This window comes from Tsukamurella sp. PLM1, assembly GCF_023168325.1.
In the GTDB taxonomy this organism is placed as follows: Bacteria; Actinomycetota; Actinomycetes; order Mycobacteriales; family Mycobacteriaceae; genus Tsukamurella.
Map to the genome: position 1 here is coordinate 2,657,753 of NZ_AP025688.1, position 15,925 is coordinate 2,673,677.

Here is a 15,925-nt window from a genome sequence, read left to right on the forward strand (position 1 = left end):
ATTCTCCTAGAGTGCGATCAAGTCTTTGGTGGTGCGCGTCAGCAGTTCCGGCCCGTCGCGATGGACCACGAGGGTGTCCTCGATGCGGACTCCACCACGACCCGGGAGGTACACACCCGGCTCCACGGTGACCACAGCACCGTCGGACAGTGTACCGCTGCCGAGTTTGCCCAGCGTCGGCGCTTCGTGGATCTCGACCCCGACCCCGTGCCCGAGGCCGTGCAGGAACTGCTCGCCGTACCCCGCGGCCTCGATCACCGCGCGGGCGGCACCGTCGATCTCGCGGACGTCGCGGCCCGGCACCAGCGCCTCCCGCCCCGCCGCCTGCGCGGCGCGCACTACGTCGTAGATCTCGCGCTGCCAGGCGGCCGGCTCGCCGAGGACGAAGGTGCGGGTCTCGTCGGCGTGGTAGCCGCCGAAGCGAGCGCCGAAGTCGATCTTGACGAAGTCGCCGGCGGCGAGCACCGCGTCGGTGGGCCGGTGGTGCGGGATCGCCGAGTTCGCGCCCGCGGCGACGATGGTCTCGAACGCGACCGCCTCCGCTCCGAGCTCGTACATGAGGTTCTCCAGGCGCCGCGCGACCTGCGTCTCCGTCGCGCCGGGCCGGATCGCCCCCTCGTCGACGAGCGCCGCGAGCGCCTGGTCGCTGATGGCGCAGGCGCGCCGGAGCAGCTCGATCTCGCCGGCGTCCTTCACCTCGCGGAGCGTCTCGACGAGTCGCGTGGTCGGGACCAGGTGCGCCTCCGGCGCGAGCCGGGCGTGGTCGGCGTAGCTCACCGCGGTCGCCTCGAACCCGACGGTGCCCGCGACGCCCGGCTCGGCGAGCAGGGCCTTCGCCACGTCCCGCTCGATGACCGCCCGCAGGTCGCCCGACTGCTCGGCCACCTGGGTGAGGTAGCGGCCGTCGGTGGCGATGGCGTCGCGGGCCGGGTCCGCGGCGATCAGCACCGCGCCGTTGGAGCCGGTGAAGCCCGCGAGGTACCGGACGTTGTCGAGGTTGGTGACGAGCAGGGCGTCGAGCGCGGGGTCATGGCTCGCGAGGGCGGCGCGGAGGGTGTCGCGGCGCCGAGCGTGGTCGGTCGTGGTCTGCGGCATCCCGCCACGGTAGCGCGCCCCGGCGGTGGGGCGCGGGGCGACGGACTCAGACCGTGGCGCGCGCGATCACCGTGACCTCGTCCGCCACCTGCAGCGTGCCCATCATCAAAGAGAAGGGCTTGATCCCAAAGTCCTTCTGGCGCACCGGAATCGCAGCGGCGAGCGTCGGCGCGGGCTCGCCCTCCTCGTACAGCAGGGCGAACTCGCACGGCCGGGCAGCGCCGCACACCGTGAGCTCGCCGCACACCCGGAACCCGTTGTCGGACGGCTCGATCTCGGCGGCGCGGAACTCGATAGACGGGAACTTCTTGACCTTGAGCGAGCGGTGCGCGTTGGCGGTCGCGACCGCGCGCTCCGGCGCACTGAGCGGGGTCAGGCCACCCTCCCCGGAGACCACCTCGAGCGAGGCCGCCTCGACGGTGACGGTGAGCGCGACCGGACGGTCACCGTCGAGCTCGACGACCGTGCGCCACGCGCCCGGCGCGAGCACCAGCCGATGCCCCAGCCGGGCCGACCGGCCGGCCACGCCGGTGTGCACCTCCAGCACGCCGCTGGACTGATCGATGGTCCGGGTCTCGCTCACGAATCCGACTGTACCGGCGGTGGACCCGATCCGGCGGGGTGCGCGTCAGGACCGGTCGACGACGAACACCGGGTACCGCACCGCGGCGGCCGCCAGCTCGCCGTCCGTGCTCTCCGCCGAGAGTCCGGGGAAGAACGCACCGACCTCCCAGGCCCACTTGTGCAGGTAGGCGCGCAGCACGGGCACCTTGGCGGCCGGATCGACGACCTCGGTGGCGGCGAACGGTTCGACGGTGCGCCCGAGCCGGAGCTCTCCCGCCCCGGCGACGCGGATGTTCCGCACCCACTGGGTGACGCCGCGCGCCGCGACGAGGTACTCGGCACCGTCGACCACGAGGACGTTGACGGGGACGGTGCGCCACTGCCCCGACTTCCGGCCGCGCACCGCCAGTTCCTTGCTGCCGTACAGGGAGAGGCCGCGCCGGGCGAGCCAGGCGACGGTGTTGTTGAACGCGGTGGCGGTGCGGCCGGGACGGACGCGGTCGGCGGCGGCTGCGGTCATGAGATCCTCCAATAGTGAGCACTGCTCTCGTTTCGATTCAATGCTCCGCCGGAGGCTCCCATTGTCAAGAGCAGTGCTCTCGTTTCGTATCGGTGCGATGATGGCCGGGTGAACGCCGCACGAACCGCCCGCGAGCGCGCCCGCGCCGAACTGACCGCCGAGATCACCCGCAGCGCGCGCGATCAACTGCGCGACGTGGGCGCGGCGGCGCTGTCACTGCGGGCCGTGGCCCGCGACCTGGGACTCGCGTCGTCGGCTGTGTACAGGTACTTTCCGAGTCGCGACGCCCTGCTGACCACCCTCATCACCGAGGCCTACACCGCGCTCGGCGACGAGGTGGTCGCCGTGGTCGGCGGCGCGGACGCGCGCGGACTGGAAGGCGGCCGGTCGCGCGGTCAGGGCCTGGGCACTGGCGCACCCGCACGAGTACGCGCTGCTCTACGGCTCCCCCGTGCCGGGATACCGTGCGCCGCAACAGACCACCGACGCGGCGATCAGGATCTCGGGCACCTTCGCCCGCGTCGCGGCCGCGGGCCGGGGTGAGACGGCGGCACCGTCGGGCGTGCTGGACCGGCAGCTGGCGGACGTGGCTGACGCGGTGACCCCGGAGCCGACCACGCCCAGCTCGCGCTGGCGGTGCTGGCGTGGACGCAGCTGTTCGGGGCCGTGAGTTTCGAGGTGTTCGGGCAGTTCGCGAACACCCTCGAGCCCGCGGACGAGCTGTTCGAGTACCTTCTCGACGCGACCGCGGACCGGTTGGGGCTCTGAGGGTTACAGCAGCACGGAACCGTCGGCCGCGGTGCCCTCCTTGGCGACGGCGGAGTACGCCGCGACGAGCAGCGACGGGTCCGGCCCCTCGAGCCGCCCCGGGCGCGCAAGCCCGTCCAGCACGACGAACCGGAGCAGCCCCGCGCGGTTCTTCTTGTCCTTGCCCATGTACTCGAGGAGCTGTCCGAAGGCGTCCGCGTCGTAGCTCGTCGGTAGGCCCACGGACTCCAGTACCCGACGGTGCCGGTCGGCGGTCTCGTCGTCGAGGCGGCCGGCGAGCCGGCCGAGCTCGGCCGCGTAGATCAGGCCGACCGAGACCGCGGCGCCGTGGCGCCAGCGGTAGCGCTCACGGCGCTCCAACGCGTGGGCCAACGTGTGGCCGTAGTTGAGGATCTCGCGCAGCGACGACTCCTTGAGGTCTGCCGAGACGACCTTCGCCTTCACCTCGATCGACCGGCGGACCAGCTCGGGCAGGACCTCGCCAGTGGGATCGAGCGCCGCCTCCGCGTCGTTCTCGATGAGGTCCAGGATCACCGGGTCCGCGATGAAACCGGTCTTGATGACCTCGGCCATGCCGGCGACGATCTCGTTGCGCGGCACCGTCTCCAGTGTCGCGAGGTCGACGATCACGGTGCGCGGCTCATGGAAGGAACCGACCAGGTTCTTGCCCGCGTCGGTGTTGATCCCGGTCTTGCCGCCCACGGCCGCGTCGACCATCGCGAGCAGCGTCGTGGGAATGTGCACGACGGGCACGCCGCGCATCCAGGTGGCGGCCACGAAGCCGGTGACGTCGGTCGCGGCGCCGCCGCCCAGGCTGTAGACCACGTCCTGACGGCTCAGGCCGATGCGGCCGAGCACCTCCCAGCAGAACCCGGCGACCTGCAGGTCCTTGCCGGCCTCGGCGTCGGGCAGCTCGATGCGGTGCGCGTCGATCCCCTTGGCCGCGAGCGCCTCCCGCAGCACCTCGGCGGTCTCCGCGAGGGTCGGCTGGTAGAAGATCGCGGCCTTGGTGGCCTCGCCGGCCGCGGCGACGGTCTCGTCGAGCAGGCCGCGACCGATCAGCACGTCGTAGGGGTCGGCCGCGTTCACGCGGACCTTGACGGGCTCGCCGGAAATGGTGCTCATGTACTACTCCGATCGGTTCTTGCTGGACGTGCGGAGGACGGCCGGCAGCTTCGGCCAGGGCCGCGTCGCTCCCGGCCCGGTGCGGTGTCCTTCAGGCGCCGCTGCACCTGTCGGACCACGGACGACGGTGCGCGCCCCACGGTGGACACCCGGATCGTCGCGAGTTCACGGTAGATCGGGGTGCGCCGGGCCATGAGCGCGCGGTACGCGGCGGCGGGGTCGTCGCCCCCCAGGAGCGGGCGGGCCGTCGCGGACGGGTTGACGGTGCGGCGGATCCCCTCGTCCTCGGTGAGTTCGAGGTAGACCACCTGGTGCAGGCGCAGCAGGGTGCGGGTGGTCTCCGACAGCACGGCGCCGCCGCCCAGCGAGACGACCCCGCGGTGGTGGGCCACGACGTCGGCGATCACATCCTCCTCGATCGCGCGGAACACGGACTCGCCGTCGCCGGCGAAGATCTGCGGGATCGACCGGCCTTCACGCAGCTCGATCTCCTCGTCGATGTCGAGGAACTCCACGCGCAGGGCCTTCGCGAGGCGGCGACCGATCGTGGTCTTCCCCGCGCCGGGCGGGCCGATCAGGATCGCGGCGGGCCCCGGTTCGCGCGCCGGCGCGGGGGCCATCAGATCGCCTCGGGCGTCACCCGCTGCAACCGCGCCGACACCTGCTCGGAGTACCGCTCGATGTTGCTGCGAGTCTCGGCAAGGCTGTCGCCGCCGAACTTCTCGAGCGCCGCCTGGGCGACGACCAGCGCCACCATGGCCTCGGCCACGACGCCGGCGGCCGGCACCGCGCACACGTCGCTGCGCTGGTGGATCGCGACGGCCTCGGTCCCGGTCTGCATGTCGATGGTGCGCAGCGCCCGCGGGACCGTGGAGATCGGCTTCATGGCCGCGCGCACGCGCAGCTCCTCACCGTTGGTCATGCCGCCCTCCACGCCGCCCGCGCGGTTGGTCGAGCGGAGCACGCCGCCCTTGTCGGGCAGCATCTCGTCGTGCGCGGCGCTGCCGCGGCGGCGGGCGGTCTCGAAGCCGTCGCCGACCTCGACCCCCTTGATCGCCTGGATGCCCATGAGCGCGGCGGCGAGGCGCGCGTCGAGACGGCTGTCGCCGGAGGCGACGGAGCCGATGCCCACCGGCAGACCCGTGACCACGACCTCGACGACGCCGCCGAGGGTGTCCCCGTCCTTCTTGGCCGCCTCGATCTCGGCGATCATCGACTGCTCCGCAGCCTCGTCGAAGGCGCGGACGGGCGATGCGTCGATCCGCTCCAGATCGGAGCCCGACGGGGTCGGGCCGGCGTACGGCTCGGACGCGCCGATGGAGATGACATGGCTGACCACCTCGGCGCCGAAGGCCTGGCGCAGGAAGTTGCGGGCGACGGTACCGGCCGCGACCCGGGCCGCCGTCTCGCGGCGCTCGCGCGCTCCAGGACGGGCCGGGCGTCGTCGAATCCGTACTTGAGCATCCCCGAGTAGTCGGCGTGGCCGGGCCGCGGCCGGGTGAGCGGCGCGTTCCGGGCCATGCCGTCGAGCAGTTCCTGGTCGACAGGATCGGCCGACATGACCTGCTCCCACTTGGGCCACTCGGTGTTGCCGATCTCGATGGCGACGGGGCCGGCCTGGGTACGACCGTGCCGGACACCACCGAGGATGGTGACCTTGTCGGCCTCGAACTTCATGCGCGCACCCCGGCCGTAGCCGAGGCGCCGCCGCGCCAACTGGGCGGCGATGTCCGACGACGTGACCTCGACGCCCGCGACCATGCCCTCCACGAGGGCCACGAGGGCGGGGCCGTGCGATTCTCCTGCGGTGATCCAGCGCAACACGTGGTTCATCATCCCAGACCGACCCGCCGATGCGTGAGTTCGGGTAGCCGAAATTGCAATCAGGGGTTAGAGTGAACTTCATGACCGCCATCGCCACATCTTCGACTTCCGCAGACCGCGCCCGCGCGGACCGGCGCACCGTCGACGTGTTCGGCGTGCGGTGGCCCCGCTACAAGGCGGAGGCACTGATCGCGGCGCTACTGGTCCTGGCGTTCGGCCTGCTCCTCACGTTGGCGACCGGCGTCCCCTCGTTCACCCCGGCCGTCCTCACGGCAGCGGGTGCGGGCACCGTCGTCTGGTGGGCCGCGCGCACCGTCCACGACCGGGTGTAGCCGATCCCGGGCGCCCCTCGCGCCGATCCCCGATCACCGGGATCGCCCGGCCCTCCTGCGGGAGGCGTCAGACAGGTAGTCCGTGCTCGCGGGCGTACGCGTCCCGGCAGCCCTGGGCACAGAAGCCCACGCGAACGCCGTCGTGCTCGAGCGCGATCACTCCGGGTGCGTCCGTCACGAACATTCCGCACGTCGGATCGAGCAGCTTGCCGTCCGGGACCTCGGGCGCGCGGCCGTCCGCGACCGACGCCCGGTACACCTCGGTGAGGAAGTCCAGGACGTCCGCAGCCGTGGCCGGCTTACCGTCGAGCCCGATGCACCCGTCCGGCACGCCGTCCACCCGCACCCACAGCGATCCCAAGTCGCGGTCCCAGCCCCGCTCGTGATCGAGGCGGCGGACCGCGGCGCGCACGACGCCGATGAAGTGGCGGGCGCCGCCGTCCTCGCGCCATTCGTCGGGCACCGTCACGGTGACGATCAGGGGCGGGGCGAAGCCCGGCTGCGGCGGCCCGTCCCCGGTGCGCCAGCCGCGCAGCTCACGGAACGCGACGTGCGTTGCGAGCGCCGCACGCATCAGCGTCTCCGCTGGCCCGTGGCCCGCGCCGAGCAGCGGCTCCAGGATCCGGTCGGCCAATAGATCACGGTCGGCGTCGTCGAACGCGTCGGCGGGGTGGGCTATCTCGATCAGGAACATGATTCGCTTCCTCTTCGTCGGCCGCACGGCCGGCGGCCCTGAGACCACCGTGACCCCGTAGACCGCCGGCCGTCCATGACCTCCGGGGTCATGGACTCGGCGCCCGGGCCGTGCGAGCCTGGCCCCATGGACGCCACCGGGACGAGCATCGGTTCAAGGCTGCGGCGATGGCGGGAACGGCGCCGCCGGTCCCAGCTCGATGTGGCGCTGGCCGCAGGGGTCTCCACGCGGCACCTGAGCTGCCTCGAGACCGGGCGCGCGCTGCCGAGCCGGTCGATGATCGAGCGCCTCGCGGACGAACTCGACATCCCGCTGCGCGAGCGCAACGGCCTCTACGTCGCGGCCGGCTTCGCGCCCGTGCATGCGGAGCGCGCGTGGCGGGACCTCGGACCCGCGGCCGAGGCGCTCACCGCCCTGCTCCGGGCGCACGAGCCCTACCCGGCAGTGGCGATCGACGTGCGCTGGAACGTCGTCGAGGCCAACGCCGCGATGCGACGATTCCTGGACCTGGTCCCGCGGGCGGTCGCGGGACCGCCGCTGAACATGCTGCGCGCGACCCTGCACCCCGACGGCCTCGCCGGATGCCTCATCTCCCCGGACCGCTGGCGAGCGAACGCACTCCGGCGCGCCCGCCGACAGCTCGATCGCACCGCGGACGAGGAGCTCGCCGCGCTGATCCTCGAGTTGGAGTCGTACCCGGTCCCCGACGTGGAGCCCGTGCCCGGGGCGGCCGGGCCGCGGACGACATCGCCGTCCCGCTGCGCATGGCGACCGAATCCGCCGTGCTGTCGCTGCTGTACACCGTGACCGTCTTCGGGGCGCCCCGCGATGTCACGCTCGACGAGATCGCCGTCGAGACGATGCTGCCCGCCGACGACGCCACGCGGCGCACCCTCGCCGGGATGGCCGATACGGCCGGGGCCTGACGCGGCGGTCCGCCGGGGCTTGCCGCCGCCTTCCGGCCGGACGTACGGTCGAGGGACCGGCGAACCCCGTGGGCGCCGCCGACGCCACCCGCCGGTCCGGCCGTGATGAGACGGCGAGAGCGGAGGTGCGTCGTGGACTCCCCCTCCCTCCTCGGCGCACCCGCCGCCGGTACGCCACCCCTCGACCCCGCCCACTTCGCCGACCTGGGGATGGATCGCGTCGTCGCCGAGGCCGCGGCGCACGACCCCGAGATCGCTCCGCTGTTCCGCGCGCCGGCCCCGACGGTAGCGGTCGCGCAGTACCGGCAGGACCTGTGCGGTGCCCTGCGGCGGGACGCGGGCCTCACGGCGGGGTTGCGGCGGTTCTGTGCCGGGATGGCAGCGACGCGCGAGGCCCGGTCCAACGCCGAGCGGCTGCGGCTCGCGCCCGAACGCGACGCCTGGTTCCTCGACGGAGCTCGCCGATACCTCGCCGCCGTCGCCGAGTTACGGTCGGTGCTCGCCGCCGTGACGGACCCGCCCGCGGCACTGCGCGACCTGCGCGCCCACCTCGACGCGCTGTCCGAGTCGCACGAGCACCGGTCGCTGGCGGACGACGCGGCAACGGCGGCGGGGCTGATGGACGCCGTCGAGTACACCGTGCGGATCAAGAAGTCCGACGTGCGCGTGGGGCGCTACCACGGCGAACCGGACTACGGAGCCGAGGTCGCCGCCGTCTTCGAACGCTTCCGGATCGACAACACCACCCGCCGGTCCGAGGACGTGCCGGTGCGCCCCGGACTCGACGGTGTCGAGGCCGCCATCCTCACCGACGTCGCGGCCCTGTTTCCCGACGCGTTCCGCACGCTCGCCCGCTTCCGGGAACGGCACGCCGGCGCCGGCGACCCCGCGGTGACCCGCGCAGACCTCGAGATCCGCTGGTACCTGGGGTTCCTGGATTTCGTCGCCCGCCTGGAGGCGGAGGGCGTCCCGTTCACGTTGCCGACGCTCTCCCCCGATCCCGTCCTGGACGCGCACGGCACCGTCGACCTGGCGATGGCGACGGACCTGGTGCGGCGCGGGGAACCCGTCGTGGGCAACGACGTGCGGCTCGGCCGCGACGAGCGCGTGCTGGTGATCACCGGCCCCAACCACGGCGGCAAGACGGCGCTCGCCCGGGCCTTCGGCCAGATCCACCACCTGGCGGCGCTCGGCCTCCCCGTGCCGGGCACCGCCGTGGAGATCGGGCTGTTCGACGCGCTGTGCACGCAGTTCGAGCGCCCCGAATCCGCCGACGACCGACGCGGCAGGCTGGAGGCAGACATCGAGGGAATGCGCGAGATCCTCACCGCCGCAACGGGACGCACCGTCGTGGTGATGAACGAGACCTTCGCGTCGACGTCGCTGGAGGACGGGATCCGCCTGGGCTCCGCGGTCGTCCGCAGGCTCGTGGAGCGCGGTGTGCGGTGCGCCTACGTCACGTTCGCCGACGAGATCGCCCTGCTCGGCGACGGGGTGGTGAGCATGACGGCCGACGTGCCCGCCGAGCCGTCCGCCCGCACCTTCCGCGTGCGCCGCGGCCGGCCCCACGGCCTCGCCCACGCGGCGGCACTCGCCCACCGGCACGGCCTCGACCCGGACACCCTGCGGCGGCGGATCGCATCGTGAGAACCCGCCTGCTGTACCGCGACCGGGATCTGCACAAGGTCCCGCCGGCACCCCGCGGGCCGAGGAACTGCGGCGGAATCTCGGGCTCGATCGTCTGCTCCCCGCGATGGCCGCCGGGGACGACGCGCTGTACCGGGTCGCGGAGACGATGCTGCTGGGCGACGTCGCCTCGGCCGACGACATCCGCTACCGCCACGAGGTGCTCTCGGATTGCCTCGCCCACCCGGAGGCGGTCGACGAGCTACGGCGGATCGCGGCGAACGCCGTGGAGCGGGAGCGCCACAACTACTTCGGGCTGTTCACGCGCGCCACCCCCGACAAGGTGCTGTACCGGTCGCTCGACGTGCTGGACATGTTCCTGGACGCGTTCGTCGAGCTGCGCGCCGCCTGCGACCGGTGGCGCGGGAGCTTCTCGTCGGCGGGCTTCGAGGCCTTCTTCTCCTGCATCGCAGCCGATCTCGACGACGCGTACCTCTCGTCAGTGCGGGAGCACCTCGCGGGGCTCCGGTTCGCGAAGGGCGAGCTCATCAGCGTCCGGCTGGGCGCCGGGGCGCACGGGACGGATCATGTGCTGCGCCGCCCGGACCGCACGGGATGGCGACGCCTGCGCGGCCGCGACGGGGCGATCGACCTCGACGTCGACGATCCCACGGCCGCCGAGGCCCTCACCGTGCTCGCGGGCCGCGGAATCCGCACCGCGGCGGACGCCGTCGCGCAGGCGGCGGAGCACGTGGCCGTGTACTTCCAGACCATCGCGGACGAGCTGGGCTTCTACCGCGCCGTCATGAACCTTCTGGCCGCACTCGACGAGCGCGGGGCGCCGTGGTGTTTTCCGGAGCCGTCCGCGCGAGGCCTGACCTGCCGCTGCCTCTATCACCCCACGCTCGCCCTGGAGACCCGGGAATCGTTGGTAGGCAACGACATCGACACCGCCGACGCCACGGTCACGATGATTACGGGCGCGAACCACGGCGGGAAGACGACGCTGCTGCGGAGCATCGGGACGGCGCAGCTCATGCTGCGATGCGGCATGCCGGTACCAGCACGGGAGTACCGCGGCCCCGTCCACCCGCAGGTACTCACCCACTTCGGCGGCGAGGAGCCGGACGGCGGCGACACCGCGGGCCGGCTGGAGGAGGAATTGGGCCGGATGAGCGCCATCGCGGACGTGATCCACCCCGGAGCACTCCTGCTGTGCAACGAATCGCTTGCGTCCACGAACGAGCGCGAGGGAGCCGCACTGGCACGGCGGATCGTCGAGACCATGCGGGACTGCGGGATCACGGTCGTCTACGTGACGCACATGTACGAACTCGCGCGCGGCCTCGCCGAAGCCGACGACCCGCGGCACGCCTTCCTCCGCGCGGAGCGCCTCCCGACGGGGGACCGCACCTTCCGGGTCCTCCCCGGCCGGCCACTGCCCACCAGCCACGGCGAGGATCTGTTCCAGCGGATATTCGGCGTCGCGACCGGCCCGTGAGGCGGCACGTGCAACGATCAGGTCAGACAGTTGGGGCCCAGCAGGGCCTTCAAGTCGCCCATTAGCGACGACGACGGGTTCACCCGCAACGTGTCGGCCAGCCTGAGCGTGGTGCTCTGACCCTCGCCGTCGCCGGTGACGAGCTTGACGTGCACGTCGGACACGCCCGGGTGGCGCTGCAGCACCTGCTTGAGGGCCGAGACCTTGTCCTGCGTGCACACCCGGGTGGCCATCGTGAGCGACAGCGGTTTCGCGACGCCGATCTGCGACAGGTCGATCGGCGCGATGTCGTTCGCGATGAGCGTCACCTTGTCGTCGCGGAAGTTGACTCGCGCCTTGATCAACACCACGGCGTCCTCGACGACCTCCGCGCCGTACGCGGCGTAGGCCTGCGGGAAGAAGAACACCTCGATACCGCCCGAGAGGTCCTCGATCTGCGCGGACGCGAACGGGGCGCCGTTCTTGTTCACGCGCCGGTTCACCGACTGCAGGATGCCGCCGACGGTGACCTGGGTGCCGTCCTTGACGTCGCCTTCAACGATCGCCGGAATGGGGGTGTCGGTCTGCGCCGCGATGACGTGCTCGACCCCGTCCAGCGGGTGCGCGGACACGTACAGCCCCAGCATCTCGCGTTCGAGGGCGAGCTTGTGCTTGCCGTCCCACTCCTCGTCGGGCACCTTGATGGTGAAGACGTCGTCGATCGGTTCCGCGCCACCGTCCTCGTCGCCCATGGAGCCGAACAGGTCGAACTGGCCCACGGCCTCGGCCTTCTTGGTGGACAGCACCGACTCGATCGCGTCGGCGTGCACCAGCAGCAGCCCCTTGCGAGGATGGTCGAGCGAGTCGAATCCGCCCGCCTTGATAAGAGATTCGGTGACCTTCTTGGAGCAGGCCGCGACCTCGATCTTGGCGAGGTAGTCGGAGAACGAGGTGAAGTTCCCCTTCTCCTTGCGGGTGTTCACGATGGACGCGACGACGCCCTCGCCGACGTTGCGCACCGAGCCCATGCCGAACCGGATGTCCTCGCCCACCGAGGTGAACGCGTGGAAGGACTCGTTGACGTCCGGCGGCAGGACGGTGATGCCGAGCCGGCGGCAGTCGCCGAGGTAGATCGCCGCCTTGTCCTTGTCGTCACCGACGGAGGTGAGCAGCGCGGCCATGTACTCGGCCGGGTAGTTCGCCTTGAGGTACGCCGTCCAATACGAGACCAGGCCGTACGCGGCGGCGTGCGACTTGTTGAACGCGTAGCCGGCGAACGGCAGCACGGTCTCCCACAGCGCGGTGATCGCGGCCTGCGAGAAGCCGTTGTCGAGCATGCCCTGCTGGAAGCCGCCGTAGGCCTCGTCGAGGACCTCCTTCTTCTTCTTGCCCATCGCGCGACGCAGGATGTCGGCCTGTCCGAGGCTGTACCCGGCCACCTTCTGCGCGATCTGCATGATCTGCTCCTGGAACACGATCAGGCCGAACGTGTCCGCGAGGATGTCCTTCAGCGGCTCCTCGAGCTCCGGGTGGATGGGCTTGACCTGCTGCCGGCCGTTCTTGCGATCCGCGTAGTCGTTGTGCGCGTTCATGCCCATCGGGCCGGGGCGGTACAGCGCGCCGACGGCCACGATGTCCTCGAACTTGGTGGGCTGCATGCGGCGCAGCAGGTCGCGCATCGGGCCGCCGTCGAGCTGGAAGACGCCGAGGGTGTTGCCGCGCTGCAGTAGTTCGTAGGTGGTCTCGTCGTCGAGCGGCAGCTGGTCCATGTCCAGGTCGATGCCGCGGTTGTGCTTGATGTTGTCCAGCGCGTCACCGATGACGGTGAGGTTGCGCAGGCCCAGGAAGTCCATCTTCAGCAGGCCGATGGCCTCGCACGACGGGTAGTCCCAGCCGGTGATGATCGCGCCGTCCTGGGCGCGCTTCCACACCGGGATCGCGTCCGTGAGGGGATCACAGGACATGATCACCGCGCAGGCGTGCACACCCGCGTTGCGGATCAGGCCCTCGAGCCCGAGCGCCATGTCGTAGATCTTCTTGACGTCCGGATCCGTCTCGATCAGCTGCCGGACCTCGACGGCCTCCTTGTACCGCTCGTGCGCCGGGTCCGTGATGCCCTTGACCGAGATGTCCTTGGCCATGATCGGCGGCGGAAGTGCCTTCGTGATCCGGTCCGCGATCGAGTACCCGGGCTGCCCGTACAGCACGCGCGCCGAGTCCTTGATCGCCGCCTTGGTCTTGATGGTTCCGAACGTGATGACCTGCGCCACCTTGTCCGAGCCCCACTTCTCCGACGCGTAGGTGATCATCTCCCCGCGCCGGCGATCGTCGAAGTCGATATCGATATCGGGCATCGACACGCGCTCGGGGTTGAGGAACCGCTCGAACAGCAGGCCGTGCGGGATCGGGTCGATGTTGGTGATGCCCAGCGCCCACGCGACGAGCGACCCCGCTGCGGAACCACGGCCGGGGCCGACGCGGATCCCGACCTCGTGCGCGTGGGCGATCAGGTCACCGACCACGAGGAAGTAGGCCGGGAACCCCATCTCGTTGATGACCGCCAGCTCGTACTTCGCCCGCTCGACGTAGTCGGCCGGCGGCCCCGACTCCGGGAACCGCCGCTGCAGGCCCGCCAGCACCTCCGACTCGAGGAACGACTCCTGCGTGTGCTCCGTCGGCACCGGGAACCGAGGCATCCGGTCCTTGTGCTCCCACACCTCCGCGTAGGACTGGACCCGCTCCCCGATCTCGACCGTCGAGTCGCATGCACCCGGCACCTGCGAATCCCACAGCGCCCGCATCTCCTCCGCGGACTTGAGGTAGTACCCGTCACCGTCGAACTTGAACCGCGTGGGATCCGACATCGTCTTGCCGGTCTGGATGCACAGCAGCGCCCCGTGCGAATCCGCCTTGTCCTTGGTCACGTAGTGGCAGTCGTTCGTGGCCAGCGGCTTGATCCCCAGCTTGCGACCGATCTCCAGCAGGCCCTCGCGGACCCGGCGCTCGATATCGATGCCGTGGTCCATGAGCTCGAGGTAGAAGTTCTCCTTCCCGAAGATCTCCTGCCACTTCGCCGCGGCCGCCAGCGCCTCCTCCGGCTGCCCCAGCCGCAGCCTCGTCTGCACCTCACCCGACGGGCAGCCCGTGGTCGCGATGATCCCCGCGGCGTGCTCGGCGATGATCTCCGCGTCCATTCGCGACCACTTGCCCAGCTGCCCCTCGATCGAGGCCAGCGAGCTCAGCTTGAACAGGTTCCGCAGCCCCGTGGCGTTCTCCGCCACCATCGTCATGTGCGTGTACGCACCCGAACCCGAGACGTCGTCGCCCTTCTGCGACGGATCGCCCCACTTGACCCGCTTGGTGTTGAACCGAGACTCCGGGGCGATGTACGCCTCGATCCCGATGATGGGCGTGATGTCGTACTTCTTCGCGGTGTTGTAGAAGTCCGACGCACCGAACATGTTCCCGTGGTCCGACATGCCCACCGCGGTCATGCCCAGCCGTTTCGCCTCCGCGAACAACGGATCGACCTTGGCCGCACCGTCCAACATCGAGTACTCGGTGTGGTTGTGCAGATGCACGAACGAGCCGGCGGCCGACGTCATGGGCTACTCACCTCCGGGAGAATCTCATCGCTGTCATTAGGCAGTGTAGGCCTCCGCACCGACAACTTCCGGCGGGTGATCAGCCCAGCGCGATCGCCAGGACCAACACCAGCAACGCCAGTACCGCCACTCCCACGAGCACCAGGACGACGGGCGAGACCGACCCCGTGGACGACGCCTTCGCGGGCCGTTGCGCGGGCGCACCCGAGCCGTACAGGGGCTGCGGCACGGGCTGGGACGCCGGCTGGGGAGGGCGCACCGTCGGGTAGCCGGGCCGGGCGGCCTGCCCCCGGATCCCGGGGGCGACGGTGCGCTGCACGGGCACGGACGGCCGTCCCGCGGACGCGGGCTGCTGCGGACCCGACGGATGTCCGGGGCCCGGCACGTATCCGGGCCGGGCGTGCGGCGCGGGTGACGCGGGAGGACCCGCCGGGCGGGGCATCGGCCGCGGCGTCGGGCGCGCCACGGGCGCCGTCATCGCCGTCCGCAGCGCGCTGCTGAACTCCTTGCACGTGGCGTACCGCTCCCCCGGCGTCTTCGCCAGGCCACGCGCGACGACGGCGTCGACCGCCGGCGGGACGCCGCTGCGGATCTGCGAGATCCGCGGCGGCGGGGCGTTGAAGTGCGCGTCGATCACCGCGTCGGTACTGGCGCCCGTGTACGGGACCTTGCCGGTGACGAGGTGGAAGAACGTCGCCGCCAGCGAGTACTGGTCCGAGCGCGGATCCAGCTCCTCGCCGCACAGCTGCTCCGGCGAGGCGTAGGCGAGCGTCGCGAGCACGGTGCCGACCGCGGTGAGCGCCGACGCGTCGTCGCCGCCCTTCGCCACGCCGAAGTCGGTGAGCAGGGCGCGGCGGTCCTCCGCGTCACCGTCGTCGTCGCCGGCCGTGACCAGGATGTTGGCGGGCTTGATGTCGCGGTGCAACAGCCCGGCCTTGTGAGCGCTGTCGAGGCCGCGCCCGATCTGCCCCACGATCTGCACCGCGACCGCCGGATCGAGCCCGGACGGGGTGCGCTTGAGGAGTACCGAACAGTCGTCGCCCTCCACGTACTGCATCGCGATCCACAACCGGCTGCCCTCGGTGCCGCGGTTGTAGATGGTGACCACATTCGGGTGGTCGAGCCGCGCCGCCAACTCGGCCTCTCGCAGGAACCGGCGACGGAACCCGTCGTCGCCGGAGTACGAGGCGCCCAGCACCTTGAGCGCGTCGTACCGCGGCAGCTCGGGGTGCTTGGCGAGGTAGACCGAACCCATGCCGCCCGAACCCAGGCGCCGCTCGATCCGGTAGCCGCCGATCACCGTCCCGGGTGCAAGTTCGTCACTCATCTCCGCCGCTTCTGCCCGATATGGTCCGATCCGTCGGCC

Annotated in this window: 16 protein-coding genes and 1 pseudogene; 8 read left to right on the top strand and 9 right to left on the bottom strand. The window is 71.4% G+C overall.

Annotation, left to right across the window (positions count from 1 at the left end):
* Window positions 1-6 precede the first annotated feature (6 nt).
* The 3 genes from MTP03_RS13705 to MTP03_RS13715 are packed head-to-tail and all read right to left on the bottom strand — an operon-like array spanning window position 7 to window position 2,179.
* Window positions 7-1,095 (bottom strand): Xaa-Pro peptidase family protein, encoded by a 1,089-nt coding sequence (locus MTP03_RS13705; RefSeq protein WP_248488756.1) that lies wholly within the window; start codon window positions 1,093-1,095, stop codon window positions 7-9.
* Window positions 1,096-1,141: 46 nt separating this feature from the next.
* Window positions 1,142-1,678, bottom strand: a complete 537-nt coding sequence (locus MTP03_RS13710) for a YceI family protein (RefSeq protein WP_248488757.1) — start codon at window positions 1,676-1,678, stop codon at window positions 1,142-1,144.
* 45 nt (window positions 1,679-1,723) lie between these two features.
* Window positions 1,724-2,179, bottom strand: coding sequence for a nitroreductase/quinone reductase family protein (locus tag MTP03_RS13715; protein WP_248488758.1), 456 nt, complete (start codon window positions 2,177-2,179; stop codon window positions 1,724-1,726).
* Window positions 2,180-2,287: 108 nt separating this feature from the next.
* Between MTP03_RS13715 and MTP03_RS13720 the strand changes: the two genes are divergently transcribed.
* From MTP03_RS13720 to MTP03_RS22855, 3 genes are read left to right on the top strand one after another with little or no spacing between them, the layout of a single operon-like run.
* Window positions 2,288-2,722 (top strand): TetR/AcrR family transcriptional regulator, encoded by a 435-nt coding sequence (locus MTP03_RS13720; protein WP_248488759.1) that lies wholly within the window; start codon window positions 2,288-2,290, stop codon window positions 2,720-2,722.
* Window positions 2,613-2,849 (top strand): hypothetical protein, encoded by a 237-nt coding sequence (locus MTP03_RS13725; RefSeq protein WP_256465284.1) that lies wholly within the window; start codon window positions 2,613-2,615, stop codon window positions 2,847-2,849. Before MTP03_RS13720 ends, MTP03_RS13725 begins: the two co-directional genes overlap by 110 nt.
* Window positions 2,816-2,947 (top strand): TetR-like C-terminal domain-containing protein, encoded by a 132-nt coding sequence (locus MTP03_RS22855; RefSeq protein WP_256465152.1) that lies wholly within the window; start codon window positions 2,816-2,818, stop codon window positions 2,945-2,947. The genes MTP03_RS13725 and MTP03_RS22855 overlap by 34 nt, the downstream gene beginning before the upstream one ends.
* Window positions 2,948-2,950: 3 nt before the next feature.
* Here the strand turns inward: MTP03_RS22855 and aroB are convergent, their stop codons facing one another.
* The 3 genes and pseudogenes from aroB to aroC all read right to left on the bottom strand — a co-directional run bounded on the left by aroB (window position 2,951) and on the right by aroC (window position 5,905).
* Window positions 2,951-4,072 carry a 3-dehydroquinate synthase gene (gene aroB, locus MTP03_RS13730; RefSeq protein ID WP_248488760.1) on the bottom strand — a complete coding sequence of 374 codons (1,122 nt, stop codon included), beginning with the start codon at window positions 4,070-4,072 and terminating at the stop codon, window positions 2,951-2,953.
* A complete protein-coding gene (locus tag MTP03_RS13735; RefSeq protein WP_248488761.1) occupies window positions 4,069-4,692 on the bottom strand; it encodes a shikimate kinase in 624 nt (207 codons plus the stop codon). The genes aroB and MTP03_RS13735 overlap by 4 nt, the downstream gene beginning before the upstream one ends.
* Window positions 4,692-5,905: pseudogene (gene aroC / locus MTP03_RS13740) on the bottom strand (chorismate synthase). Before aroC ends, MTP03_RS13735 begins: the two are co-directional and overlap by 1 nt.
* Before the next feature lie 71 nt (window positions 5,906-5,976).
* On the opposite strand from aroC, the gene MTP03_RS13745 reads away from it, so the two are divergent.
* Window positions 5,977-6,228 carry a hypothetical protein gene (locus MTP03_RS13745; protein ID WP_248488762.1) on the top strand — a complete coding sequence of 84 codons (252 nt, stop codon included), beginning with the start codon at window positions 5,977-5,979 and terminating at the stop codon, window positions 6,226-6,228.
* Between the two features lie 67 nt (window positions 6,229-6,295).
* On the opposite strand, the gene MTP03_RS13750 is transcribed toward MTP03_RS13745, so the two are convergent.
* The gene (locus MTP03_RS13750; RefSeq protein ID WP_248488763.1) at window positions 6,296-6,922 is read right to left on the bottom strand and encodes a hypothetical protein; all 627 of its coding nucleotides are present in this window, start codon (window positions 6,920-6,922) and stop codon (window positions 6,296-6,298) included.
* Window positions 6,923-7,048: 126 nt separating this feature from the next.
* Between MTP03_RS13750 and MTP03_RS13755 the strand changes: the two genes are divergently transcribed.
* The 4 genes from MTP03_RS13755 to MTP03_RS13770 all read left to right on the top strand — a co-directional run bounded on the left by MTP03_RS13755 (window position 7,049) and on the right by MTP03_RS13770 (window position 10,975).
* A complete protein-coding gene (locus MTP03_RS13755; RefSeq protein ID WP_248488764.1) occupies window positions 7,049-7,729 on the top strand; it encodes a helix-turn-helix domain-containing protein in 681 nt (226 codons plus the stop codon).
* Window positions 7,705-7,848, top strand: coding sequence for a hypothetical protein (locus tag MTP03_RS13760; RefSeq protein WP_248488765.1), 144 nt, complete (start codon window positions 7,705-7,707; stop codon window positions 7,846-7,848). The genes MTP03_RS13755 and MTP03_RS13760 overlap by 25 nt, the downstream gene beginning before the upstream one ends.
* 132 nt (window positions 7,849-7,980) lie before the next feature.
* The gene (locus MTP03_RS13765) at window positions 7,981-9,495 is read left to right on the top strand and encodes a hypothetical protein (RefSeq protein WP_248488766.1); all 1,515 of its coding nucleotides are present in this window, start codon (window positions 7,981-7,983) and stop codon (window positions 9,493-9,495) included.
* A 106-nt stretch (window positions 9,496-9,601) separates the two neighbouring features.
* Window positions 9,602-10,975 carry a DNA mismatch repair protein gene (locus MTP03_RS13770; RefSeq protein ID WP_248488767.1) on the top strand — a complete coding sequence of 458 codons (1,374 nt, stop codon included), beginning with the start codon at window positions 9,602-9,604 and terminating at the stop codon, window positions 10,973-10,975.
* A gap of 17 nt (window positions 10,976-10,992) precedes the next feature.
* Here the strand turns inward: MTP03_RS13770 and dnaE are convergent, their stop codons facing one another.
* Both dnaE and MTP03_RS13780 read right to left on the bottom strand, forming a co-directional pair.
* Entirely contained in the window at window positions 10,993-14,559 is a 3,567-nt protein-coding gene (dnaE, locus tag MTP03_RS13775) for a DNA polymerase III subunit alpha (protein WP_248488768.1), read from the bottom strand.
* 79 nt (window positions 14,560-14,638) lie between these two features.
* Entirely contained in the window at window positions 14,639-15,886 is a 1,248-nt protein-coding gene (locus tag MTP03_RS13780) for a serine/threonine-protein kinase (RefSeq protein WP_248488769.1), read from the bottom strand.
* Between the last annotated feature and the right edge of the window lie 39 nt (window positions 15,887-15,925).